We start from the raw sequence: 25,026 nt of genomic DNA, 5'->3' as shown, positions 1-25,026 counted from the left end.
TTCCTGTTTAGTTTTGAGAGTCCGTTGGAATCTCAAGAAAAATGATCTTTGAAAACTGAATAACAGAAAAGAAAAAGAGATAGACAAAGAAATAAATGTTATCAACATGATCTTTTCGAATAGTTGTATAAAACTAGATTTACATCAAGTTAAACAAAAACAGTAACTTAAGCAATTAAGTAAGCAATCAAAGCAAACACACAGCTTATCAAGCGATAAGCGTTAAAAAAAACCTGATTTTAAGAATTAGGGCGCGAAATTACATGTGATTAAATATGTAAGGGCGTACGGTGGATGCCTAGGCACTAAGAGCTGATGAAGGACGCGACTAACAGCGAAATGCCTCGGGGAGTGGTACGTACACAACGATCCGGGGGTATCCGAATGGGGAAACCCAATACTGGTTATGCAGTATTACACATAAATGAATACATAGTTTATGATGAGGCAACCTTGCGAACTGAAACATCTTAGTAGCAAGAGGAAAAGAAAACAAAAGTGATTCCCTGAGTAGTGGCGAGCGAAACGGGAAAAGCCCAAACCATCTTCGTGATGGGGTAGTAGGACCACAACGTGGGATATCGAAGCTAGTCGAATGGCATTGAAAGGCCAGTCAAAGAAGGTGCAAACCCTGTAGACGAAAGCGTAAGATACTCTAGTGGTATCCTGAGTACGGCGAGGCACGAGAAACCTTGTCGGAATCAACCGGGACCACCCGGTAAGGCTAAATACTCCTTAGTGACCGATAGTGAACCAGTACCGTGAGGGAAAGGTGAAAAGAACCGCGGAAGCGGAGTGAAATAGATCCTGAAACCGTATGCTTACAAGAAGTCAGAGCCCGTTAATGGGTGATGGCGTGCCTTTTGTAGAATGAACCGGCGAGTTACTCATAATGTGCGAGGTTAAGTTGAAGAGACGGAGCCGAAGCGAAAGCGAGTCTTAATAGGGCGATATAGTACATTGTGGTAGACCCGAAACTGAGTGATCTAGCCATGACCAGGTTGAAGTTTGGGTGAAACCAAATGGAGGACCGAACCGACCATCGTTGAAAAGCTGGCGGATGAGTTGTGGCTAGCGGAGAAATTCCAATCGAACTCAGATATAGCTGGTTCTCCCCGAAATAGCTTTAGGGCTAGCGTCAATGTAAGGCCACTGGAGGTAGAGCACTGAATGTATGATGGCCCCATCTCGGGGTACTGAATATAATCAAACTCCGAATGCCAGTGGATAGTAGTTGGCAGTCAGACTATGGGTGATAAGGTCCGTAGTCGAAAGGGAAACAGCCCAGACCATCAGTTAAGGTCCCAAAATTCATGCTAAGTGGAAAAGGATGTGGGGATGCACAGACAACTAGGAGGTTGGCTCAGAAGCAGCCATCCTTTAAAGAGTGCGTAACAGCTCACTAGTCGAGTGACCCTGCGCCGAAAATGTACCGGGGCTAAGTATGATACCGAAACTATGGATTTATTGTTTCAATAAATGGTAGGGGAGCGTTCTATACTGCGTTGAAGCTGTACCGTAAGGAGCAGTGGAGTGTATAGAAGTGAGAATGCCGGTGTGAGTAGCGAGATGTCAGTGAGAATCTGACACACCGATTGCCTAAGGTTTCCAGGGGAAGGCTCGTCCTCCCTGGGTAAGTCGGGACCTAAGATGAGGCTGAAAAGCGTAGTCGATGGACAACAGGTTGATATTCCTGTACCCGATACATAAGTGAAGGAATGACAGAGAAGGCTAGGTTATGCCAGCGACTGGAAGTGCTGGTTTAAGCGAAGGAGCTGTATGGTAGGCAAATCCGCCATGCAAAGCAAAGGCGTTACGAGGAGTGAACCCGTGAGGAAGTAGCGAAGTAACTGATGCCAGCTCTCAAGAAAAGTTTCTAGCGTTAATTATGTATTGGCCCGTACCAAAACCGACACAGGTAGGCAAGGAGAGAATCCTAAGGTGAGCGAGAGAACTGTTGCCAAGGAACTCGGCAAAATGACCCCGTAACTTCGGGAGAAGGGGTGCTCGTAAGAGCCGCAGTGAAGAGGCCCAAGCGACTGTTTAACTAAAACACAGCTCTCTGCAAAGTCGCAAGACGAAGTATAGGGGGTGACACCTGCCCGGTGCTGGAAGGTTAAGGGAATATGTTAGAATTCGTTCGAAGCATTGAACTGAAGCCCCAGTGAACGGCGGCCGTAACTATAACGGTCCTAAGGTAGCGAAATTCCTTGTCGGGTAAGTTCCGACCCGCACGAAAGGTGTAACGATTTGGGCGCTGTCTCGGCAGCAGACTCGGTGAAATCTTAGTACCGGTAAAGATGCCGGTTACCCGCAACTAGACGGAAAGACCCCATGGAGCTTTACTGTAGCTTGATATTGAACTTTGAGCCTACATGTACAGGATAGGTGGGAGACTATGAAGCATGTACGCTAGTATATGTGGAGTCGCCATTGGGATACCACTCTTGTATGTTTGAAGTTCTAACCGCGTACCGTGATCCGGTACCGGGAGAGTGTCAGGTGGGCAGTTTGACTGGGGCGGTCGCCTCCTAAAGAGTAACGGAGGCGCCCAAAGGTACCCTCAGATTGGTTGGAAATCAATCGACGAGCGTAAAGGCAGAAGGGTGCTTGACTGCGAGACCTACAAGTCGAGCAGGGACGAAAGTCGGGCTTAGTGATCCGGCGGTTCCGAGTGGAAGGGCCGTCGCTTAACGGATAAAAGCTACCCTGGGGATAACAGGCTAATCTCGCCCAAGAGTTCACATCGACGGCGAGGTTTGGCACCTCGATGTCGGCTCATCGCATCCTGGAGCTGAATTAGGTTCCAAGGGTTGGGCTGTCCGCCCATTAAAGCGGTACGCGAGCTGGGTTCAGAACGTCGTGAGACAGTTCGGTCCCTATCTGTTGTGGGCGTAGGAAATTTGAGGAGCGCTGTCCCTAGTACGAGAGGACCGGGATGGACATACCGCTGGTGTACCAGTTGTTCTGCCAAGGGCATCGCTGGGTAGCTAAGTATGGACTGGATAAGCGCTGAAAGCATCTAAGCACGAAGCCAACTCCAAGATGAGATTTCCCATACGTAAGTAGTAAGACCCCTGAGAGACGATCAGGTTGATAGGTCAGAGGTGGAAGCATAGTGATATGTGGAGCTGACTGATACTAATAGGTCGAGGTTTTAATCACAAAAGATACAACGATTCGAAAAAGATCAAATTTCTGTTATTCAGTTTTGAGAGTTCATCTCTCTAATGCACTACGATCTGGTGATTTTAGCGAAGTGGTCACACCTGTTCCCATCTCGAACACAGAAGTTAAGCACTTTAGCGGCGACAATATCTAGCCACGCGCTAGTGAAGATAGTTCATCGCCAGGTAATTTGACACTCTATTTAGAGTGTCTTTTTTTAATTTTTGTGTAAGAAGTGTGATATAATTATTCGGATGGTGATAAAAATGAAAAAACAAATAAAAACATACTCAGTAACTGAGACAATGAAACTCGGAGAGCAACTTGGACAAAGTCTAACGAAAGGTTGCCTCATTTCTCTAGCAGGTGATTTGGGAGTTGGGAAAACAGCTTTCACAAAAGGTCTTGCAAAGGGATTAGAAATTAACGAAACGATTAGTAGTCCAACATTTACGATCTTAAAGGAATACGATGGACGACTGAACCTAAAACATATTGATGCATATCGATTAGAGGGTGTATCATCCGACGCAATCGGTCTTTTTGACTTATTGGATGATCGTAATGTCGTCGTACTTGAATGGGGTAAGTACTTAGATGATTTAGATTTCAAAATCGATTATTTAATTACTCTAGATTATGAAGATGAAAATGAGAGAACGATTACAATTGAGGAGCTAAATTAATGAATACACTAATTATAGATACATCGCATAAATTTCTTGCTGTTGGTTTGAAAGTGAATGATGTACTAAAGGTAAATAAACAATCACTCATGGATAAAAAACAATCTGAATTCTTATTAACTTATGTTGATAAAGCAATTCAAGAAGCTGGATTAGCGCCAATGGATATCGATAAAATCGTAATTACTAGTGGTCCCGGTAGCTATACAGGATTAAGAATCGGTATGACATTTGCTAAAACATTTGCTCTTACAAACCATAAGCTTGAGATATACAAAGTCAATACATTACTTTCTTTATCAGGAAATAATAACGGTTTCTCATTTATTGATGCGAGATCAGATCGTGTTTTCGGTGCTTTTGTTTCAGATGGTATCGTCAAGGATGAGCGCATCTATACGCTTGAAGAGTTAGTTGATATCAATGTTGATCTATTTGGTGATCTTGAATTAGTTCATAAAGCAGTAGAACAACCACAAATAATTCAAAATATAATCGATGTTGAGAAATCGTGGGAAATGGAATCGAATATTGACTTACTCGTTCCCAATTATTTAAAATAATGATACGAAAAGCTACGCAAAATGATCTGAGTGAGATTGTTAGTATTGACCAGAAGACACTAACTTCTCATTGGACAGAGAAACAATATTTAAGTGAACTCTCAATTGAAAATGGATTGATGTATGTTATTGAAGTAGAAAATTACATATGTGGATTCTTCAGTCTCAGAATTCTTGATGATACCTGTGATTTATTACAGATAGCAGTTCATCAGGATTTTCAATCACGAGGGTATGGAAACATGCTTATGAATCATTTATGTAAAGTAGCAATTAATTATGAGATAAAGAATATCTTCTTAGAAGTCGAAGAAAACAATAGGAAAGCACTCCAATTCTACCTCAAATACAATTTTGAAGTAATTTCTATTCGAAAAGACTATTATGGGATTAATAGAAATGCAGTAGTGATGAGAAAGGTGTTATAAATGTTAATATTAGCTATAGAATCAAGTTGTGATGAAACATCTTGTGCAATAATTAAGGACGGTTTTGAGGTTTTAAGTAACTCAGTGTCAACACAGATAGAAATCCATAAACAATATGGAGGTGTATTTCCTGAAGTTGCTTCAAGACTTCATGTTGAAAATATCAATATTGTAATTAAAGACGCTTTGGATAAAGCAAATATAAAAATTGAAGACGTTGATGCGATTGCAGTAACGCAGGGACCCGGATTGATTGGTTCGTTACATGTAGGTGTTATGGCTGCGAAAACTCTTGCATGGAGTCTAGGAAAGCCTCTTATTCCAGTTCATCATATTGCCGGACATATTTATGCAAATAAACTTGTCGGTGATTTAAAGTTTCCTCTGCTTGCGCTCGTTATTTCCGGTGGTCATACAGAGCTTGTATCAATGCAGGACGAATATCAATTTGAGGTAATTGGAAAAACTCAGGATGATGCAGTTGGTGAAGCATTCGATAAAGTTGCACGATTACTTGGTCTTGGATATCCTGGAGGTCCTGTAATTGACAAGTTGGCACAAACTGGTAAAGAAAACTACCAATTGCCAAAAGTTAAGACAGAAAATCCATTGGATTTCTCTTTTAGTGGTTTAAAGTCAGCAGTAAGGCAATTAACATTGCGTGAGGAACGTAACGACCGTGAGATCATTGTTGAAGATGTTGCGTATGCGTTTCAACATGCTGCGGTTAGAGAACTAATGTCACGGGTGGAATATGCACTTGAAAATTCTGAGGTTCAATATGAATCGCTAGTATTAGCAGGCGGTGTCGCCGCTAATTCAGAAGTTCGTAAACAAATTGTAGCTTTAAATGCTCAATATCCAAGTTTAAATATTTTAGTACCACCACTTTGGGCATGCATGGACCAAGCTGCGATGATTGGACTTGCGGGTCAAATTGCCTATGATAAAGGCGTTCGTGGAGATTGTGAAATTTCCGCACTTTCTAACAAACAACTGATCTCTTATTAAAGTTTTCACATTTAATAAGGCAAGACTTTGTGATATGATTTACACGGTGGTGATATCATGAGTAATATATCTAATGTACCAAAAGCAACAATGCAAAGGTACCCTATATATTTAAAGGCATTAAGAAAACTCTATAATATGGGAGTTGAACGTATTCTATCAAGAGAACTATCTTTATTTGTAGATATTGAATCTACAACAATACGTCGTGATTTTTCGTTTATTGGTTCGCTTGGTAAACAAGGTTATGGTTATGATGTAAAGACCTTAATTGAAACGTTTGATAATCTTTTAGGTGTGAGTTTTGAAGAAGAGTTAATTTTAGTAGGTGCCGGAAATTTAGGGCGTGCTATTTTGAATTATAATCGTTGGAATCACGTCGTTGGTGAAATTGCATGTGCATTTGATATTGATCCAAACAAACTTGGAGAAGCATCAGATATTCCAATCTATCACATGAGTGAGTTGGAAGAACGAATGCCCAAAGGATGTCGCATAGCAATCGTAACGGTTTCAAAAAATGTTCAAGAAACAATAGATAAACTCGTAGATTTAGGAATCGTAGGAATTGTTGACTTTTCAAGTGAACATATTCAGGTTCCAAAACATGTAATTGTAAAAACAGTAGATGTCGTATCTACGGTTCAGGAATTAATATTCCAGACTAATAATATTCGTTAAAAATAGTTGAGGTGTAAAGATGATTTCATATTTAACAATACGAGAGTGCTATGACCTGTTGTCATATGGCTCGGAAATTGAAGTTGATGCAATTGAATTTGTGCAATTGCAAGGTTGGGTTAGAACTAACCGTAAAGGAAAAAATGTAGGGTTCATCGAGTTAAATGATGGAACTTATTTTAGAAGTGCACAATGTGTTTATGCAGCAGATTTAGATAACTATGATGAAATAGGTAAATACAATACAGGTACAGCGATTACGGTAACTGGATTGTTTAAAGTTACTCCGGATGGAAAACAACCTTTTGAAATCGAAGTTAAAGAAGTTAAATTAGAAGGCGAATGCAGTTCGGATTATCCGTTACAGAAAAAACGTCATAGTTATGAATATTTAAGAGAAATTGCGCATTTACGCGTAAGAACAAACTCATTTATGGCAGTGTTCCGTGTCCGTTCTGTTCTTTCAATGGCAATCCATGAATTTTTCCAAAATCAAGGGTTTGTTTATGTGCATACACCAGTAATTACAGGAAATGATGCTGAGGGTGCTGGTGAAGCATTTGTCGTTACAACACGTGATGATGCTAAATATGAAAAAGATTTCTTTGGAAAAAAAGCAAGTCTAACCGTATCTGGTCAATTACATGCTGAAGCTTTTGCACTCGCATTTAGAGATGTATATACTTTTGGTCCTACTTTTAGAGCTGAAAATTCAAATACAGCACGCCATGCAAGTGAATTTTGGATGGTTGAGCCAGAGATTGCATTTGCAGATCTTGAAGATAATATGAATTTAATAGAAGATCTCGTTAAATATTGCATCGAGTATGTGCTTGAGAATGCTCCAGAAGAAATGAAATTTTTCAATGAGCGAATTGATACCACGCTATTAGAACGACTTAACGAATTACTTTCAAGTGAATTCAAACGAATGACGTATACAGAAGCGGTTGAATTACTTGAAAAACAAAATGACCGTTTTGAATATAAGGTTGAGTGGGGTACGGATTTACAATCTGAACATGAACGTTATATTAGTGAAGAAGTTGTTAAGGGTCCTGTATTTATTACAGATTATCCAAAAGAAATTAAATCCTTCTATATGCGACTTAATGAAGATGGAAAAACCGTTGCAGCTTGTGATTTATTAGTTCCACATGTTGGGGAACTTGTAGGTGGATCACAACGTGAAGAACGTCTTGATGTTCTTGAAAGACGAATGGAAGAGTTGGATATTCCAAAAGAAAGTCTTGAATGGTATTTAGATTTAAGACGTTATGGCGGTGTCAAACATTCAGGTTTTGGAATAGGATTCGAGCGCTTCTTGATGTATATTACTTCAATGACAAATATTCGTGATGTAGTACCATTTGCGCGTACACCACGTCATTTAGATTATTAGGGGTAAAGCATGGATTTTAAATCAAAATATGTTCCAAAAGAAAGAAAAAGAGTGAACTACAAAATTGTAGTTCCTTTTATTCTATTATTAGGACTGTTATTTTATGCTGTTTATGATCTTTATAAACCAGCGAATCAAGAAACAGATAATCACTTTTCGATATGTAAGACAGATTTTATTCAAACACAAGAATTGCTTTCGACTTTAGAACATCAACCTCCAATCGATTTGAACGATTATGGTATCTATGGGCAGACTTTAGGATTGTACAATAAAGCTTATACAATCCACGAACAAGATCCATTTGATGGAAAGACGGTGTTTTTGAATAACCTCTGTAAAAATGAAGAAAGTGTCTACATGATGAATGTTGATTTAGATAATAAAATTCCAATGGAGATGCTCGAAGATGGATTCTATCAAATAAAAATATTGGAAGGTCTCAAACAATTATCCTTACGTTCAGATAATAAAATCGATGATGTATTTTATTCGGTATCCAAGGATGGGTACTCTAAGAAAATTAGAATGATTGCCGATATGGATTTATTTAATGATGATTCTAAAAAGGTTATGAACGATAATTATGTTTTTTTGGAGGTATCATCTGTTGAAACTCCAAAAGATAATATCGATATTGTAATCGATCCAGTTGGTTTAGTTGAAGATGAAAACGGAAATATTGATTATGGAGGTCAACGTTCCGATCTTATAGAGAGTAAAGAAATGTATCGCACAGCAGAGGAGATTAAAACGCAGTTGGAAGCCAAGGGGCTTACGGTTATGATTGCTCGTGATGACAGTAAACCAAAGTCTTTAAATGGCACGGAAGGGCGTTTAAAATCAGCTTATGATGTTGGTGCAAAGTACTACATTCAGTTAAGATTTCCAAATAGTCCGTATGAAGGCGATAAGGGTACAACAATTATGTACTCCAATTTCACATCAAATAAACTTGCTACAAATATTATGAAGAATATTATGAATGCTACCTCATTAAAACCTTCAATATGGTCTTCTGGTAGAAGTATGGATGGTGTTTACCATCCTGAACAAATTGAAGGATATGATTCAATTGATTCAATACGTGAAGCGGGTGGGCGTTTTACAGGTGCTGGAACCATGGATGAGACTTATCGTGAGTTAAATCAATTTGCGTCTGAAAGCAATAAGGGCATGCATTCGATTGTAATTGAATATGGGTTCATGAATGATGATCAAACATTTAATACATGGAAACAAGAACATTCAAAAATAGTCGATGCCACTGTATCAGGTATTCTAGCAGAATTGGGATACTCTAAATAATTAGGTGATAGTATATGTTAGTTCAAATTAAAAGTGCATTTAAGTCTTTTGGGAGCCAAGAGCTTTTTAAAGACTTAAATTTAATCATACAAGAGAATGAAAAAGTTGCGCTCATTGGCGCGAATGGGGTTGGTAAGACAACTCTTTTTAACGTTTTATCTGGGAATGAGGGTTTGGATAAAGGGGATGTGTTTTGGAAGTCGGGAATACGAACTGGATTTTTAGAACAAATTCATGTAACTCAGGATGAAGTAATACTGAAGGATTTCTTTGCGGAGGCATACAGCGATATCACAAAGCTTCAGACTCAACTCAATGATTTGGAAGCTTTGATGAAGACAGATCACAGCGATAAAATTCTAAAGTCTTATGATCGAATTCAAACTGAATTTTTAAGACGTGGTGGATACTCAATTGAAACAGAAGTTCATACACTGCTTACAAAATTTAACTTTACAGTATCGGACTTAGACCGTTCCCTTAATACATTTTCAGGAGGCCAAGTTACGCGTTTAGCGTTTGTTAGGCTTTTATTAAGTAAACCCGATATTCTTTTTCTAGATGAACCAACAAATCATTTAGATATTTCAACCATTGAATGGCTTGAGGGCTATCTAAATGCATATGATGGTTCTGTAGTTGTTGTTTCACATGACCGTTTATTTTTAGACCGTGTTTGTAATGTGGTCGTCGAGATAGAGGATTACATCGCGACACGTTATTCAAGTAATTATACGGGTTATCAAGTATTAAAAGAAAAAGATATCGAGCGCCATAACATTAAGGTTCGAAATCAGCAAAAAGAAATCGAACGTATCGAAGGTTTAATCGAAAAATTTAGATATAAAAAGAATAAAGCTGCTTTTGCACAGTCAAAAATTAAATATTTAGATCGTATTGACCGACTTGAAACTAAGGATTCTAAGACAAAGGAATTTAAAGCTGAATTTAAGTCACAATTAAGAGGTGGGAAAGATGTACTCACTCTAAGTGATTTTGTAATTGGCTATGATAAGCCTTTGACAACAGTGACGCAAACATTCACAAGAGGTCGTCGTTATGCGATTGTTGGTGATAATGGTACCGGTAAATCGACGCTTCTAAAGTCTTTATCAGGACGTTTAGAACCACTTGGAGGCGATATTTTGTTGGGACATCAAATTAAGATGGGTTACTTTGATCAGAATCTTCTTGATTTCTCGATGGATAAATCTGTTTTGGAAGAGGTATGGGACGAATTTCCGCAGTTGGATCATACAGAGATTCGAACCGCTTTAGGTCAATTTCTCTTTAAGGGTGAAGATGTCTTTAAATCGGTTTCTGTTCTCTCTGGTGGTGAACGTGTTCGCTTATCATTGATTAAATTAATGTTAAGGCATGATAACCTTCTTGTTCTTGATGAGCCAACGAATCATCTTGATATCCAAGGAAAAGAAGCTTTAGAAAAATCACTGAGTCATTATGATGGTACAATGATTTTTGTATCACATGACCGTTATTTTATTGAGAAACTTGCGACGGATATTTTGTTACTGAAAGATGGTGTCCTTGAACATACAGAAATGAGTATGACTGATATTGTTAACGAAAACAAACAAAAATCTCAAGAGCAGAAACAAACCAATAAAAATGAATATGTGAATATTAAAAAATATAAAAACAGACAAAAGAAACTTGAAGAAGAACTGATTGAATTCTACGAGGATTTAGAAATTCATCGTGAACTTCGGTTCAGTCCGGATTATTATCATGATTATGAAAAAATGAATCAATTAAATCAAACAATAGATGAAATTCATAATGAAATTAAGCATCGTGAAAATGAATGGGCTGAGGTTTCGGAAATCTTGGAAGAAAACGATTAGAAATTGCTTTCTTATTTGGCTATTTTGATATTATTGTGTATAATAGGAATTGGTAAAAAATAAAGGAGTAGATTACTATATGGCTAAATGTTTAGTGGCTCAATCAGGTGGGCCAACATCAGTAATTAACGCTACTGTTGCAGGTATCGTTAAAGCAAACCAACTGAACCCAATTTATGATGTGGTTTTAGGTGGTCTTCATGGAATCGAGGGAATTCTTGAAGAAAAATTTGTGGATTTAACACACATGAGTGAAGACGAAAACAATGTTTTACGTCAAACACCTTCAAGTGCATTAGGTTCATGTCGTTATAAATTAAAACGTGAAAACGTGGCAGATTTCGAAAAATTATTCGCAATTTTAGAAAAACATGATATCCGTACTATGTTCTACGTTGGTGGAAACGATTCAATGGATACTGTTTATGCATTATCACAATATGCAGAAGCAAATGGCCACACTGAATTCCAATTTGTTGGTTGTCCAAAAACTGTTGATAATGACCTTATGGTTATTGATCACTGTCCAGGATTTGCAAGTGCAGCGAAATTTATCGCTACAACTGCTTACCAAACATGGTTAGATAGTACTGTTTATACACGTCAAGATGTATTTATTCTTGAAACAATGGGACGCGATGCTGGTTGGTTAGCAGCAAGTGCTTGTGTTTCAGGTGTTGTTGATATGGTAGTTCTTCCTGAACTAGCGTTCGATAAAGAAGCATTCTTAAAAACAGTTCAAAAACATATTGATGAAAAAAATAAATGTTATATCGTTGTAAGTGAAGGTGTTCGTTACGAAGACGGAACTTACTTAGCAGCAGGTGAATCAAAAAATGATACATTTGGTCATGCAGTTCTTGGTGGAGCAGGAAATGCTTTACGTGAATTAATTCTTGAAGCAGGTATTTCAGAACGTGCTAAAGTACAAGACTTAAGTAACGCGCAACGTTCACATGCTACAGAACAATCAAAAGTAGACGTTGAAGAATCATTCAAACTTGGTATGTCAGCACACATGCGTTCAATGGAACCATCATTCACAGGGAAAATGGTTGCACTTAAACGTGTTGAAGGTGTTGAAGAATATGATGTTGAATTTTTCGCAACAGACGCAAGTAATGTTGCAAACCATGTTAAGAATTTCCCAATTGAGTGGATCTTACCAGAATTTGCAGGTATTGCTCAAGAAGCTCACGACTATATCGCTCCTCTTTTAGTAGGACGTCCAGTTGTAATGTTTGACGAAAAAGGATTACCTCGTCAAGTTAAACCTTTCTACATGCGTTAATTTAAAAAGACTCCTTAGGAGTCTTTTTTTCATGACAATTTCATTACGAGAACGCACAGATTGTTGATTTAAAATCATATAAGTGATTAAATAGAATTACACATGTCACCCATAAAAAAAATCACTCTAAAAGTGATTGTTATTTTTATTATGGCGGAGAAAGAGGGATTTGAACCCTCGCGAGCTTTCACTCCTATCGGTTTTCGAGACCGACCCCTTCAGCCTCTTGGGTATTTCTCCAACAATGTGTATTATACCAAGTTTTAATAAAAAAAGAAATATTTTATTGAAATTTATTTTTGATAGGAGTATTATAGGTTTTGTCTTTTTAAGGAGGGCAAATTATGGATGAACATATTCTTCGAATATTGAAAGCAAATCAAAGTGCAAAGCAGTTGGTTCATGAACATGAGTTGACGAGTGAATTTGATCAAGAACACTTTGAAGAATTAAAAAAATCGATAGATAATGCGTTATCAGAAGTATTTGAACACGAGTCTGCGAAGATTCGAGAAGAGTCTAATGCACGCTACGAACGCCTTAAGCCTATGTCAGATCATGAATATAACGAACGTGTCAAGGACTTGGACGAGCGGTTTAATGTAGCAAAAAAAGAATGGGAGCATATTCTTTTTACAAGAATTACTACATTAGATGGCAAGTGATTATGCAATGTCTACCAAGGCACGTTCGTTTTATAGTCAACATTTAACAGCGGCACACTATCGATCGATGCTCGAAATGCCAGATATACCTGGTATCGCAAGTTTCTTAAAAAATGAAACACGGTATTCAGATGTTTTAGAAGGTATTAATGAGAAAGGAATCCATCGTGGTTTTTTTGAACAACGTATTCGTTTAAAGTCACATTTGGAATTCCTAAGTCTTATGCGGTTTATTCAAACCAGTAAGCATCATTTTTATGAATTCTATGTTCGCGAAGTCGAGATCGCGCAAATTATTTTTATTTTGCATGCAATTGATGCAGGTACCAGTCATTTTGTGGAAGACTTCGTTGAAGATCTTAATCATCTTATGTCATTTGATGTATATGGTTTAGCGCAATGCACAACTTTTGAAGAGGTTTATAAGTATTTAGAGCACACGTCATACAATAAGCCACTCGCGTTCCTTACAGATAATGTTGTTGATATATCTAAGTGCGAAGATAGCTTAAAAATCTTTTATAACCAACGCATGTTGGATTTAATTCGCCACGAACCAAACAACAAAGAATTGCTCGAAGTTTTTCGAATTAACATTGAACTTGAAAATATTTCGAACGTTTACCGAATGAAAAAGTATTTTAATATGACATCAACAGAGATATTAAAACGCGTTCATTATGAGCCGTACTATATTTCAGAGAATCGATTGCAAGAGTGGATTCTCAATTTAGATGCAGAAGCATTTTTAGAAGCTTTTAAAGAAACACCCTACGGTAAATATGAGGACTTCGAAGGAAATCGTCACATCGAGTATTATTTCGATATGATTCGTTATAGTATTTTAAAACGAAAAATTCGATTTTCTACGAATTCAGATGTAATTTTGTTTTCATACATGTTTCTTTTAAAAATAGAAATAGAAAATATTATTGATGTTGTTGAGGGTGTTCGATACCAAATGAGCCCCGAAGAAATTGTTAAGTTGCTGATTATTTAGGAGGTGGTTTAGTGGCAATAGAAAAAATGAGACTTGTTATGGTATCAACAGAACCTAAAAATGTGTTGTCGATGATTGATAACATTATGACTTGTCCAAATTTTCATCCAGAGCTTGCAACTGAGGTTGTTAAGGATGGAGATGGGGGGTTAATATATCCAAATGATCGTATTTACGATAGTTATTTATCACGTTGTGAACGTATTATTACAGATTTACATTTGACCTTAAGTGATCATTATGATCGCGAGTATTCAGTCGAGCAAATCGAAAATGCACTTCAAGAAGCGGAACAACGGTATAATACGCTTCATCGCCAAGAATCATCACTATCAAGTTTAAATGATGATGACAAGATGGCACTCAGTAAGTTAAAAGAATATCCAATGGAGCATGTAGAAGAAGGCTTTATTCGTGTTCATTTCGGTAGAATACCAACAAATTCATTATCTAAAATAACTTTACATAATGATGAACGTTTTGTATTCACAGAATTACATCGTACAAAACAATATGGCTGGATTGTGTGGATTTGTTTGGAAGCGGATGAGAATCATCTGGTACAGATGTTTGAATCTTTATTTTTCGAACCTCTTGCAATTCCAATTGGAGCAGATGATGGTTTAAGAAAAGAATGCTGTGATTTGTTGGAAAATATGTACGGATACATTAAAGTTCAGTCATTGAAGGAAGCTTATTACAAGTACATAACAATTTATAATCAAGAAGCGGTTATTGTAGGTTTTATACCTGAAGTGCGATTGACGGTTTTTGAATCATTATTTCCAGAGGAAATGAAAGTATTAAACTTTGACGCTTCGACTCAAGAAGGATTGTTAGCGCCAACACGATTAAAAAATGGTTGGTTTTCACGACCGTTTGAAATGTTCGTTGAGATGTATAGTCTACCTAAATACGGTGAATTTGATCCAACATCGTTTTTTGCAGTTACATATTGTCTGTTGTTCGGAATTATGTTTGGAGATTTAGGACAAGGGTTTGTGATTGCATTAGGTGGGTATTTACTATCTAAGAAAAAAGGAATCAAACTTGGTGATGTTGCAGTTCGTATAGGGATGTTTTCAATGTTCTTCGGATTGATTTACGGATCGTTTTTTGGAAATGAAGAAATTTTGAAACCCTTATTGGCACCTTTAGGATTGCCAATTCATGTTACAAGTCCTGATTTCACAATGACGCTTTTACTTACGACGGTAACACTGGGTGTTATTTTAATACTCATGTCAATCGGGCTTAACATTGTTCTGTCCTTTAAGAAAAAAGATTTCACAAGTGCAATCTACAGTCAAAATGGTATTGCAGGACTTATGTTTTATGGATTTATTATGGCTGCAGTCGCACTAAGTTCCCAAGGAATTCATGTTGTAAATCCACTCACAATTTTTATTTTTATCGTTTTACCTTTATTAATGATTCTATTTAAAGAACCATTATCGAATCTTATGAATAAAATGAGTGCTTCCCCACATGAAGGTTGGGGCGGGTACTTAGTTGAAAGTTTTTTTGAGTTATTTGAAGTTCTTTTAAGTTTTATTGCAAATACGATGTCGTTTCTTCGTGTTGGAGGTTTTGTTCTCTCACATGCGGGAATGATGAGTGTTGTGATGACTCTAAATGAGATGGCGGGAAGTGCGGGTATTTTGATTTTAATATTCGGTAATATTTTCGTTATTGGTTTAGAAGGACTCATTGTTGGAATTCAAACATTACGTTTGGAGTATTATGAAATGTTTAGTCGTTATTACGACGGTGGCGGTAAGCCATTTAAATCAGTCTACTAAGGAGGAAATACATATGTCATTATCATTATTTGAAATTATTGGACCAATGCTTTTAATCGGTCTTATTACACTACCACTCGTTCCGGTTTACAAGAAAAAGGTAGATCCACAAAATGCGAAGTTCCGTGTTTGGTTCCAAGTATCATGTTTCTTTGCAGCTCTAATTGGTGTTGTTTTAATCACAGGTTACACACATGCGGATGAGGCAGTATCAAATGCATTCCAAGGAAGTAACGCTCAAGGTATGGCGTATTTAGCTGCTTCGATTGCGGTCGGTTGTTCAGTACTTGGTGCAGGTTATGCTGTTGGACAAGCCGCTCCTGCAGCCATTGGTGCTATTTCTGAGAAGGGTGAAAACTTTGGTAAAGCAATGATTTTCGTTGCTCTTGCTGAAGGGGTTGCGATTTATGGTCTTTTAATCGCTATTCTTATTATTAATAAATTATGAAAATGTATCTTATCAGTGACAACATCGATACCCAAATGGGACTTCGTTTAGCTGGTATCGAAGGTGTAGTTGTGCACGAGAAAGAAGAACTCAAAGAGGAGCTTGATAAAGCGATTCATAATCAAGAAATTGGAATTGTTTTACTCACAACTAAGATTTTTGATTTAGATCGTGAATACATTCAAGACCTAAAACTCAATGTTCCGAGTCCGTTAATTGTTGAAATATCAGACCGACATAAGTCTCATGAAGTTCAATCGATGATTGATGAAACAATTTCTAAAATTATCGGAGAGGTGGTATAAATGGCTGGAGAAAAAGCAAAGGTTTCTAAAGAAATCGTAAATATTATTGATGAAGAGGCACATAATTATGCAGAAATGAGCCATCGTGCTCAAAAAGAAAAAGTTGACGCTGAATTATCTGCTTATAAATTGCAGGTAGAACATTCAATTAAATCTCGAATCAAAAGTATTAAAGATCGAGAAGAAAAAAAACGCAGTCGTGTTGAATCCGAATTAAGATTTAGTGTGCAAAAGCGGTTGAGAATGCGTCGACAAGAATTACTTGAGTCATTTGGAAACGATTTGAAAGAAGATGTCATTCGTTTTCGAGAATCAAAAGGTTATAAGCGTTATCTTGAAGAGGGTTTAAATGTTTTAAATATCGATGAAACAACACCTGTCATCATTTCGATTCGCGAAGAGGATCAATTATTTTTTAATCTCAAAAATGCAAAGTTCAATTTTATCGACCTCGAACTCGGTGGGTTTTTATGCGAAGTTGGAAATGTTGTATACGATTATACATTGGATTCTCGATTTGATTCAGCAATGGAGTATTTTGTTCAGGAAAGTAAATTATGGATATAGAGGTGATCAATATGAGTACAATTTATTGGATTAATGGTCCGATTATTAAAAGTCGAGATGTTGATAACTTCACAATGTCAGAGATGGTATATGTTGGACATCAAAAATTATTAGGAGAAGTGATTGGAATCGATGATGATTATGTGACGATTCAAGTCTACGAGTCGACATCATCCATGAAAATTGGCGAACCAATTGAACATACAGGACAACCGTTAAGTATTGAGTTAGGACCCGGTCTCCTTGGTAATATTTATGATGGAATCGGTCGTCCACTGCAAGGATTATCTGAGAAATACGGTTCCTATCTGGATGTTGGGCAAAGTATGCGTACATTGTCTGAAGAACGAGAATGGAATGTTAGTTTTTCTGTTTCAAAAGGCGAATCGATTCAATTAGGTCAAATTTATGCAACATTTGACGAAACGGGTTCAATTGAACATCGTCTAATGGCAACCAAAACAGGTATTATTGCCACTGAATGTAAAGATGGTTTGTATAAAATTGACGATACGCTCTTATCTTTAGAAGACGGTACAGAATTTAAACTTTCTGTTATGTGGCCAATTCGACATGAACGACCAGTTGCAAGTCGAATTGATGCGAAAGAGCCTCTTATTACTGGCCAACGTGTTATTGATACCTTGTTCCCAATTGTTAAGGGAGGGAGTGCAGCAATTCCTGGTGGATTCGGGGCTGGTAAAACAATGCTTCAACATCAGCTAGCGAAGTGGTGCGATGCAGATATTATTGTTTATATTGGATGTGGTGAACGTGGAAATGAAATGGCTCAAGTGCTAGAAGAGTTTTCAGAATTAATTGATCCAAAGACGGGTCGTACCCTTATGGAACGAACGATTTTGATTGCAAACACTTCTAACATGCCTGTAGCCGCTCGTGAAGCGTCAATCTATACTGGTATTACCTTTGCAGAGTATTATCGTGATATGGGCTACCATGTAGCGCTTATGGCGGATTCCACATCTCGTTGGGCTGAAGCCTTACGGGAATTGTCCGGACGTTTGGAAGAAATGCCTGCAGAAGAAGGATTTCCAGCATATCTTGCTTCACGTTTAGCAGCCTTTTATGAAAGAAGTTCTTATGTTGACACACTCAATGGCGATGTTGGTTCGATTAGTATTATTGGAGCAATATCCCCTCAAGGGGCTGATTTTTCAGAACCTGTAACACAAAATACGCAACGTTTTATCGGATGTTTTTGGGCTCTTGATAAGTCATTGGCTTATATACGTCACTTTCCATCGATAAACTATAATTTATCGTATAGTGAATATCTCGTTCAACTTGAGGGATGGTATGACCAAAACATTGGTCCTGAATTCTTGGAATACAGACAAATGATTCTATCGATTCTAAATGAAGAAACCAGTTTAATGGAAATCGTAAAACTAATTGGACAAGATGTTTTAGCTGATCGACAAAAATTAACACTTGAAATGGGACGTGTAATTCGTGTTGGATACTTACAACAAAATGCATTTCACGAATATGACAGCTCTGTTTCATTACAAAAACAATTTGAAATGTTGAAGCTGATTAACTACACATATAAACAATGTCAGTTGGTTCTTCAAGATAAAAAAACAATGAACGCAATTACGAACACTCATATTTTTGATGAGATTGTTGGAATTAAATATGCAATTGACGAAGATTTAACAAAATTTGATGCATACTACAAAAAAGTTGACGACGCACTTGCGTCCATTCAATAGGAGGAGATCGATATGAGTATATTTTTTAAAGGATTATCGAGTATTAATGGTCCTCTTGTAGCGATTGAAGGCGTAAAAGATGCTTCGTTTGATGAACTCGTTGAGCTCGTCGATGATGATAATCATAAGCGTCTTGGTCGAATTATTGAATTGCAAGGTGAACGAGCATTAATTCAAGTTTTTGAGAATACAGAAGGCATGTCAAAGAAAAATATGTTGACGAAATTGTCAGGCAAGCCAATCGAAATTGGACTTTCTGAAGAAATATTAGGGCGTAGTTTCAGTGGCTCAGGTGTACCAATTGATGGTTTAGGAGCTGTGTTTACAGAAAAATTTTCTGATATCAATGGTCGTGTTATTAACCCGGTTTCCAGAATCTATCCTCGAAACTATATAAACACAGGTGTTTCAGCCATCGATGGACTCAATACGCTCATTCGAGGCCAAAAATTACCAATCTTTTCGGGTAGTGGATTATCACATAATGAACTTGCGGCACAGATTGTACGTCAGGCAAAGTTACATGGTGATAAGAATGAAGATTTTGCGATCGTATTTGCAGCAATGGGTGTTAAACATGATGTTGCGGCATTCTTTAAACAAACGTTTATGGAACACGGTGTTATGGATCACGTAACTATGTTTTTGAATCTTGCAAATGACCCGATAATTGAACGAATTTTGACACCGCGTTTTGCCCTAACTGCAGCGGAATACCTTGCATTTGAAAAAAACATGCATATTCTTGTTGTGATGACAGATATTACTTCATACTGTGAAGCATTGCGTGAGTACAGTTCTTCCAAGGAAGAAGTACCAGGACGAAAAGGGTATCCAGGGTATCTCTATTCAGACCTAGCGAGCATGTATGAGCGAGCAGGTTGTGTTGAAGGAAGTACAGGGTCATTAACACAAATCCCGATTCTTACAATGCCAAATGATGATATATCCCATCCTATTGCAGACTGTACGGGGTACATTACTGAAGGACAAATTGTATTGGATCGCAGTATGACTCAAAAAGGAATTTATCCACCGATCAATGTCTTACCCTCACTATCACGTCTTATGAAAGATGGTATCGGTGAAGGATTAACAAGAGGGGATCATTCAAGTGTTTCATCACAATTATTTGCGGCATATGCGAAAGTTATTGATGTTCGAAATCTTGCTTCTGTTATTGGCTTGGATGAACTTTCAAAAGCTGATCAAAAATATTTATCGTTTGGTAAGTTATTTGAAAATTACTTTATAGGGCAAGGAGACAAAACGAATCGATCCGTATCTGAAACACTGGATATCGGTTGGCATTTATTGTCGTTGCTACCAATTCATGACCTAGATCGTCTTGATGCGAAATTGCTCGATGAACATTATGATAATCATTCAGCAGTGGTATATTTCAAAGAAAATAGCCCAGAACTTGTGGATGCGGTTTTACTAGAAGGAATCCATTAAGGTGTTAATTACCAAAGGAAATTTACTTGCGTGTAAAGAGTCGCTTCGATTAGCGAAGTTGGGCTACGAGCTAATGGATCGAAAGCGAATAATTCTAATGCAAGAGTTGTCTAAAATGATGGATGATGTCAAAGAATTACGTGATGTGATTGATGAAACGTATGACAAAGCATATATATCTTTACAACGCGCTAATGTTTCTTTAGGTGTTATTGATCGTATTGCGAATTTAATGCCAGTTGAAGAAGATATCAAGATTGTATACCGTTCTGTAATGGGGATTGAAATACCCAAAGTTACGATTGAAGAAAAGGAAGTTAAAATTCCTTATGCACTCAGTGTGAGTAATTCAAGACTTGATGAAGTTTTTTTACAGATGCGTCAGGTTAAGTTGTATACTGCTAAGCTAGCAGAACTAGATAATGGTATGTATCGACTCGCGAAAGCGATTGAAAAAAGTCGAAAACGTGCGAATGCATTAGAACAGATTGTTATTCCAGATTTGGAAATTAAGATTAAAACAATATCGGATGCACTTGAGGAAAAAGAGCGCGAAGAATTCATTCGCATGAAATTAGTTAAGAAAATGTAATTAATAAAAGACAGACGTTTTAAGTCTGTCTTTTATTAATTACACATAAAGTAAACGAAGGATTCACTTTATGTTGAATGGGAATTCTTAAATTAGAGCAACTCTGTAATAGAGATAGAATGTTTCGAATGTGATTTTTCAAATATAGAGCACCAAAGTTTCATACTAACTTTTACTAAAAACTTTGATTACGTAAGTAAAAAGTGCTAAAATGACAATGATGAAATAGGGAAAAAGGAGATTATTCTATGATTAAAGGTATTGCTGCTTCAGCAGGTGTTTCAGTATCAAAGGTTTTCAAACTTCAACATCCAGTTTTAGAAATTGAAAAACGTGATGCTAACCCGGAAGAAGAAATCAAAAAATTACAAGATGCTGTTATTGCTACTCAAAAGGACATTACAGCGATTAAAGAAAATGCAGTGGGACGTCTCGCTGATGAAGAACTTGCAATTTTCGATGCTCACTTAATGGTTACTCAAGATCCTGAATTTGTGGGTCAAATCGAAGAGATGATCAAAAATGATTCTGTTAATGCAGAATTTGCAATTAATGAGATTGGTAATATGTTTATTGGTATGTTTGAGAGTATGGATGATCCTTACTTCCGAGAACGTGCAGCAGATATTAAAGATGTAACTTACCGTATGAAATGCCATGCATGTGGATTAAACATTCCAGATTTAACAACAATTAATGAAGAAGTTGTTATTGTAGCGGAAGACTTAACACCTTCTGACACAGCACAATTGGATCGCAATTTTGTTAAAGGATTTGCTACTGAAATTGGTGGACGTACATCACACTCAGCTATTATGGCTCGTAGTTTGGAAATTCCAGCAGTTGTAGGTTCAGGTAAACTTTTAGATCAATGCGAACATGGTGATGAAGTAATTCTTGATGCTTTAGAAGGTGTGATTATTTTCAAACCTACTGAAGAAGAAAAAGCTACATACTCTAAAAAAGCTGATGATTATGCAGAACACCGTAAGAGTCTTCTTGCACTAAAAGATGCTGAATCAGTATCGAAAGATGGTCGTCACGTTGAACTTGCCGGGAATATTGGTACACCAAATGACGTAGAAGGTGTTGTTAATAATGGTGGAGAAGCTGTTGGTCTATATCGTACAGAATTCCTTTACATGGATGCTTCTGAATTACCAAATGAAGAAGATCAATTCCAAGCATACAAAACAGTACTTGAAAACATGGCTCCAGGTCGTGTAGTTGTTCGAACACTTGATATTGGTGGTGATAAGGAATTATCATACCTAAAATTCCCACATGAAATGAATCCATTCTTAGGATACCGAGCAATCCGTTTATGTCTTGACCGTCCTGATATTTTCCATGTACAAATCCGTGCATTATTACGTGCAAGTGTTTATGGTAAATTAGCAATCATGTTCCCAATGATTGCGACTATTCAAGAATTCCGCGATGCGAAAGCAGTTGTGGAAGAAGAAAAGAAAAATCTATCAAAAGAAGGCATTGCTTTCAGCGATGATATTGAACTTGGTATGATGGTTGAAATTCCTGCAGCAGCAATGCTTGCAGATCAATTTGCTAAAGAAGCAGACTTCTTCAGTATTGGTACAAATGATTTAATCCAATACTCAATGGCTGCTGATCGTATGAACGAAAAAGTATCATATCTTTACCAACCTTATAACCCATCAATTTTACGTCTTGTTAAAATGACAATCGATGGCGCACATAAAGAAGGCAAATGGTGTGGTATGTGTGGTGAGATGGCTGGAGATGAAAAGGCAATTCCTTTACTCTTAGGACTTGGTTTGGATGAATTCTCGATGTCTGCATCATCAATTTTAGAAGCACGTCGTATTATCCGTGATTTAAGTTACGAAGCTATGAAAGAACTAACAGATAAAGCTCTAAACTGTGCAACTACAGAAGAAGTGCTTGAACTATTAGAAAATGCTATCCAATAATCAAATTTTTATTTTAGATAATCTAGACCAGAACATTTTTAAAATGATGTCCAAGGACAAATCTGGTCATGATTATTACCACATAAAGCGTGTTGTGAATCTCACTTCACGCTTAATTTCTGAAACGGATAATGAGTTTGTAATTAAAGTAATTGCTTATTTACATGATGTATTTGATGATAAAATTTGCAAGACGGATAATCTTGAGTTATCGCTGAAAAATCTATTTTTCGAATGGGATTTAGATCTTGAGGGTTATGATGACGAGATAATATTAGGCGTTTCGCAAATTGGATATAAAGGCGGATTCGGTATTCAAAATAAAATTCGTGTCGCTCAAATTGTATCGGATGCGGATTATCTTGATGCGATGGGTGCAATTGGTATTGCGCGTACTTTCTACTATGCTGGAAGTAAGGGAACACCACTTTATGATCCGACGCTTAAAAGTATTGAAATTGATTCGCTATCAACATATCGAAATACAGAACGAAATGCGATTGCGCATCTCGATGAGAAATTAATCAAACTTTATGATTTACTTGAAACAGAAAAGGCCAAAAAAATTGGTAAGGTGCGTCATCAACGATTACTGGACTTTTATCAGGCCTTCTATGACGAAATGAACGAATCAGATATGTAAAAAAAACAGGAAACTGTTTTTTTTTATGATGCAAGCATGAATCCAATACTTATAAGCGGGACGAAAGGATAGGGGGTATCATGTGAGATGGGATTTCGTATTAGAATAAGTAACAAGATTATCGATGCAACTGATGTATAATAAATTCCCATTAGACTTTTTTCCAAACCAAAATAAAAACATAATGACTGAATAAGTAGGACATCACCAAGGCCAATGCTTTTCCGATAATGACATAACAAATGAAAAGGGAATCCAAGAGAGATTAAACTGATAAAATTATCAATCGTAATTGGTGCAGGATTTACAATTCGAATAATGTAAATAAAGTTAATAAGACATCTTGGTATTTTCAGTATTTTGTAGTCAATGTATGACATAACAAGCAAGTCTATCATAAGTAAAGTATTTGTTGATTTAATAAGTATCACCCTTTATTAAATATTCAAAAATACGATTATGACATAAAAAAAGAGCTTTCGCTCTTATTTAGAAAAAATTGTAATTGATGCGATGAAAGGAAGTTCCCCTTGCTTGTACTCACCATCTGATTTCCAATTTCTGTAGTGTCCACCAGTTATTTTACCACGGATATGATAAATTGAATCAAAGGACTTATGGACCTCAACCAAGTGTTTTGTAGGAATATAACCAATAAGAACAAGGTCGTTATCTGAAACACCGGCCATCACTTTAATATGAGTCAGGGTTTCTTTACGGTTTCGTTCTTTAACAAGACTGATTGAAGGGATATCATTAAAGATATTTTCGAAAATATACTTATTGCATAGCTTATGATTTTGAACTTGTTCAAAGTTCATTTTATATGCTACAGATTCTTTTAGAAGTCCTCGGGCGTTCATTTTATGGAGCAGTTGATAGATGTTTTCTTGGTTTTCATCACTTCGAACAAGCGTCAATGTAACGCGTGATGACTCATCAGTTGTTTGCTGTTCGGATTCATTTTGCTTCATATCAATGTTTTTTGAAGGAGATTGAGCCGTTTTTAAAGGGTCATCAAAATTTGTCGGATTAAAAATACGTGTTGAATTTGTGACTTCAAACGGATCAATGTCTTCCAACTCAATTTCAGGTTCAATCAATTCTATATCATCAGATTCTAAATTTTCTTCGAATTGATCAACCACTTCATCATCCAAATCCTCCTTAGAGTCCTCATCCGTAAGATTTTCATAATCTTGTCCTTTATGGATGGAGATAACGATAATACTCATAATTACAAAAAACAGTGAAGTTCCGCAAGCTAAAGCAGCATAGAGACGGTAACCTTCTTGGTTGAGGATGTAAGCACCACCAAGACATCCAAGTCCAATTAAAATAAATAAAGTTGGTAAAATATTTCTTTTTCTCATCTAAACACCCTCTCTTTACGACTATATTAAGTTTAACCCATCCATCCGTCATAAGGCAAGCAAATAATCAATGTGTTTTCAA

The 25,026-nt window shown here is 37.0% G+C and carries 21 protein-coding genes, 1 tRNA gene and 2 rRNA genes; 22 read left to right on the top strand and 2 right to left on the bottom strand.

What is annotated here, in order from left to right; genetic code table 11:
- Positions 1 to 267 precede the first annotated feature (267 nt).
- The 11 genes from EL194_RS08520 (at position 268) to EL194_RS08475 (ending at position 12,403) form a co-directional block, all read left to right on the top strand.
- A 23S ribosomal RNA gene (locus EL194_RS08520) occupies positions 268 to 3,165 on the top strand.
- A 76-nt stretch (positions 3,166 to 3,241) separates the two neighbouring features.
- Positions 3,242 to 3,355 (top strand): 5S ribosomal RNA (rrf, locus tag EL194_RS08515).
- A gap of 79 nt (positions 3,356 to 3,434) precedes the next feature.
- Positions 3,435 to 3,854 carry a tRNA (adenosine(37)-N6)-threonylcarbamoyltransferase complex ATPase subunit type 1 TsaE gene (gene tsaE, locus EL194_RS08510; RefSeq protein WP_013853088.1) on the top strand — a complete coding sequence of 140 codons (420 nt, stop codon included), beginning with the start codon at positions 3,435 to 3,437 and terminating at the stop codon, positions 3,852 to 3,854.
- Positions 3,854 to 4,417 carry a tRNA (adenosine(37)-N6)-threonylcarbamoyltransferase complex dimerization subunit type 1 TsaB gene (gene tsaB / locus EL194_RS08505; protein ID WP_003774013.1) on the top strand — a complete coding sequence of 188 codons (564 nt, stop codon included), beginning with the start codon at positions 3,854 to 3,856 and terminating at the stop codon, positions 4,415 to 4,417. Before tsaE ends, tsaB begins: the two co-directional genes overlap by 1 nt.
- Positions 4,417 to 4,845, top strand: a complete 429-nt coding sequence (rimI, locus tag EL194_RS08615; protein ID WP_003774012.1) for a ribosomal protein S18-alanine N-acetyltransferase — start codon at positions 4,417 to 4,419, stop codon at positions 4,843 to 4,845. Before tsaB ends, rimI begins: the two co-directional genes overlap by 1 nt.
- Entirely contained in the window at positions 4,846 to 5,856 is a 1,011-nt protein-coding gene (gene tsaD / locus EL194_RS08500; protein WP_003774011.1) for a tRNA (adenosine(37)-N6)-threonylcarbamoyltransferase complex transferase subunit TsaD, read from the top strand. It abuts the gene before it with no gap.
- 57 nt (positions 5,857 to 5,913) lie between these two features.
- Entirely contained in the window at positions 5,914 to 6,537 is a 624-nt protein-coding gene (locus EL194_RS08495; RefSeq protein ID WP_003774010.1) for a redox-sensing transcriptional repressor Rex, read from the top strand.
- 19 nt (positions 6,538 to 6,556) lie between these two features.
- Positions 6,557 to 7,939 carry an asparagine--tRNA ligase gene (gene asnS / locus EL194_RS08490; RefSeq protein WP_003774009.1) on the top strand — a complete coding sequence of 461 codons (1,383 nt, stop codon included), beginning with the start codon at positions 6,557 to 6,559 and terminating at the stop codon, positions 7,937 to 7,939.
- Positions 7,940 to 7,948: 9 nt separating this feature from the next.
- The gene (locus tag EL194_RS08485) at positions 7,949 to 9,247 is read left to right on the top strand and encodes an N-acetylmuramoyl-L-alanine amidase (RefSeq protein ID WP_003774008.1); all 1,299 of its coding nucleotides are present in this window, start codon (positions 7,949 to 7,951) and stop codon (positions 9,245 to 9,247) included.
- A 14-nt stretch (positions 9,248 to 9,261) separates the two neighbouring features.
- On the top strand, positions 9,262 to 11,112 hold the full coding sequence (gene abc-f / locus EL194_RS08480; RefSeq protein WP_003774005.1) for a ribosomal protection-like ABC-F family protein: 1,851 nt from the start codon (positions 9,262 to 9,264) through the stop codon (positions 11,110 to 11,112).
- Positions 11,113 to 11,191: 79 nt separating this feature from the next.
- Complete coding sequence (locus tag EL194_RS08475) at positions 11,192 to 12,403, top strand: diphosphate--fructose-6-phosphate 1-phosphotransferase (RefSeq protein ID WP_003774003.1); 1,212 nt, start codon at positions 11,192 to 11,194, stop codon at positions 12,401 to 12,403.
- Between the two features lie 151 nt (positions 12,404 to 12,554).
- Here EL194_RS08475 and EL194_RS08470 read toward each other — a convergent pair.
- Positions 12,555 to 12,643 (bottom strand) — tRNA-Ser (locus EL194_RS08470).
- Positions 12,644 to 12,747: 104 nt separating this feature from the next.
- On the opposite strand from EL194_RS08470, the gene EL194_RS08465 reads away from it, so the two are divergent.
- The 11 genes from EL194_RS08465 to EL194_RS08415 all read left to right on the top strand — a co-directional run bounded on the left by EL194_RS08465 (position 12,748) and on the right by EL194_RS08415 (position 23,571).
- Complete coding sequence (locus tag EL194_RS08465; RefSeq protein ID WP_003774001.1) at positions 12,748 to 13,068, top strand: hypothetical protein; 321 nt, start codon at positions 12,748 to 12,750, stop codon at positions 13,066 to 13,068.
- Positions 13,069 to 13,075: 7 nt separating this feature from the next.
- The gene (locus EL194_RS08460) at positions 13,076 to 14,068 is read left to right on the top strand and encodes a V-type ATPase subunit (protein ID WP_223270454.1); all 993 of its coding nucleotides are present in this window, start codon (positions 13,076 to 13,078) and stop codon (positions 14,066 to 14,068) included.
- An 11-nt stretch (positions 14,069 to 14,079) separates the two neighbouring features.
- Complete coding sequence (locus EL194_RS08455) at positions 14,080 to 15,870, top strand: V-type ATP synthase subunit I (RefSeq protein WP_003773997.1); 1,791 nt, start codon at positions 14,080 to 14,082, stop codon at positions 15,868 to 15,870.
- A gap of 13 nt (positions 15,871 to 15,883) precedes the next feature.
- Positions 15,884 to 16,318: an ATP synthase subunit C gene (locus tag EL194_RS08450; RefSeq protein WP_003773995.1), complete on the top strand. Its 435-nt coding sequence runs from the start codon at positions 15,884 to 15,886 to the stop codon at positions 16,316 to 16,318.
- Positions 16,315 to 16,623, top strand: coding sequence for a V-type ATP synthase subunit F (locus EL194_RS08445; RefSeq protein WP_003773994.1), 309 nt, complete (start codon positions 16,315 to 16,317; stop codon positions 16,621 to 16,623). Before EL194_RS08450 ends, EL194_RS08445 begins: the two co-directional genes overlap by 4 nt.
- Entirely contained in the window at positions 16,624 to 17,190 is a 567-nt protein-coding gene (locus tag EL194_RS08440; RefSeq protein ID WP_003773992.1) for an ATPase, read from the top strand. It abuts the gene before it with no gap.
- 11 nt (positions 17,191 to 17,201) lie between these two features.
- Complete coding sequence (locus EL194_RS08435; RefSeq protein WP_081580984.1) at positions 17,202 to 18,926, top strand: V-type ATP synthase subunit A; 1,725 nt, start codon at positions 17,202 to 17,204, stop codon at positions 18,924 to 18,926.
- A gap of 12 nt (positions 18,927 to 18,938) precedes the next feature.
- Complete coding sequence (locus EL194_RS08430; protein WP_003773988.1) at positions 18,939 to 20,384, top strand: V-type ATP synthase subunit B; 1,446 nt, start codon at positions 18,939 to 18,941, stop codon at positions 20,382 to 20,384.
- Position 20,385: 1 nt separating this feature from the next.
- Positions 20,386 to 20,976 carry a V-type ATP synthase subunit D gene (locus tag EL194_RS08425; protein ID WP_003773987.1) on the top strand — a complete coding sequence of 197 codons (591 nt, stop codon included), beginning with the start codon at positions 20,386 to 20,388 and terminating at the stop codon, positions 20,974 to 20,976.
- Positions 20,977 to 21,224: 248 nt separating this feature from the next.
- Positions 21,225 to 22,928, top strand: coding sequence for a phosphoenolpyruvate--protein phosphotransferase (gene ptsP, locus EL194_RS08420; RefSeq protein ID WP_003773985.1), 1,704 nt, complete (start codon positions 21,225 to 21,227; stop codon positions 22,926 to 22,928).
- Complete coding sequence (locus EL194_RS08415) at positions 22,915 to 23,571, top strand: HD domain-containing protein (protein ID WP_003773983.1); 657 nt, start codon at positions 22,915 to 22,917, stop codon at positions 23,569 to 23,571. The genes ptsP and EL194_RS08415 overlap by 14 nt, the downstream gene beginning before the upstream one ends.
- Before the next feature lie 485 nt (positions 23,572 to 24,056).
- On the opposite strand, the gene EL194_RS08405 is transcribed toward EL194_RS08415, so the two are convergent.
- Positions 24,057 to 24,944: a hypothetical protein gene (locus tag EL194_RS08405; RefSeq protein WP_003773981.1), complete on the bottom strand. Its 888-nt coding sequence runs from the start codon at positions 24,942 to 24,944 to the stop codon at positions 24,057 to 24,059.
- Positions 24,945 to 25,026 lie beyond the last annotated feature (82 nt).

The organism is Erysipelothrix rhusiopathiae, assembly GCF_900637845.1.
GTDB lineage: Bacteria > Bacillota_I > Bacilli_A > Erysipelotrichales > Erysipelotrichaceae > Erysipelothrix > Erysipelothrix rhusiopathiae.
The sequence above is the reverse complement of the archived record's forward strand: the minus strand, read 5'-3'. Positions and strand labels throughout refer to the sequence as shown.

Excerpts from the sequence above, each read along its gene's own strand:
- tsaE (WP_013853088.1), top strand. The coding sequence starts at position 3,435 with ATGAAAAAACAAATAAAAACATACTCAGTAACTGAGACAATGAAACTC.
- tsaB (WP_003774013.1), top strand. The coding sequence starts at position 3,854 with ATGAATACACTAATTATAGATACATCGCATAAATTTCTTGCTGTTGGT.
- rimI (WP_003774012.1), top strand. The coding sequence starts at position 4,417 with ATGATACGAAAAGCTACGCAAAATGATCTGAGTGAGATTGTTAGTATT.
- tsaD (WP_003774011.1), top strand. The coding sequence starts at position 4,846 with ATGTTAATATTAGCTATAGAATCAAGTTGTGATGAAACATCTTGTGCA.
- EL194_RS08495 (WP_003774010.1), top strand. The coding sequence starts at position 5,914 with ATGAGTAATATATCTAATGTACCAAAAGCAACAATGCAAAGGTACCCT.
- asnS (WP_003774009.1), top strand. The coding sequence starts at position 6,557 with ATGATTTCATATTTAACAATACGAGAGTGCTATGACCTGTTGTCATAT.
- EL194_RS08485 (WP_003774008.1), top strand. The coding sequence starts at position 7,949 with ATGGATTTTAAATCAAAATATGTTCCAAAAGAAAGAAAAAGAGTGAAC.
- abc-f (WP_003774005.1), top strand. The coding sequence starts at position 9,262 with ATGTTAGTTCAAATTAAAAGTGCATTTAAGTCTTTTGGGAGCCAAGAG.
- EL194_RS08475 (WP_003774003.1), top strand. The coding sequence starts at position 11,192 with ATGGCTAAATGTTTAGTGGCTCAATCAGGTGGGCCAACATCAGTAATT.
- EL194_RS08465 (WP_003774001.1), top strand. The coding sequence starts at position 12,748 with ATGGATGAACATATTCTTCGAATATTGAAAGCAAATCAAAGTGCAAAG.
- EL194_RS08460 (WP_223270454.1), top strand. The coding sequence starts at position 13,076 with ATGTCTACCAAGGCACGTTCGTTTTATAGTCAACATTTAACAGCGGCA.
- EL194_RS08450 (WP_003773995.1), top strand. The coding sequence starts at position 15,884 with ATGTCATTATCATTATTTGAAATTATTGGACCAATGCTTTTAATCGGT.
- EL194_RS08445 (WP_003773994.1), top strand. The coding sequence starts at position 16,315 with ATGAAAATGTATCTTATCAGTGACAACATCGATACCCAAATGGGACTT.
- EL194_RS08440 (WP_003773992.1), top strand. The coding sequence starts at position 16,624 with ATGGCTGGAGAAAAAGCAAAGGTTTCTAAAGAAATCGTAAATATTATT.
- EL194_RS08435 (WP_081580984.1), top strand. The coding sequence starts at position 17,202 with ATGAGTACAATTTATTGGATTAATGGTCCGATTATTAAAAGTCGAGAT.
- EL194_RS08430 (WP_003773988.1), top strand. The coding sequence starts at position 18,939 with ATGAGTATATTTTTTAAAGGATTATCGAGTATTAATGGTCCTCTTGTA.
- ptsP (WP_003773985.1), top strand. The coding sequence starts at position 21,225 with ATGATTAAAGGTATTGCTGCTTCAGCAGGTGTTTCAGTATCAAAGGTT.
- EL194_RS08415 (WP_003773983.1), top strand. The coding sequence starts at position 22,915 with ATGCTATCCAATAATCAAATTTTTATTTTAGATAATCTAGACCAGAAC.
- EL194_RS08405 (WP_003773981.1), bottom strand. The coding sequence starts at position 24,944 with ATGAGAAAAAGAAATATTTTACCAACTTTATTTATTTTAATTGGACTT.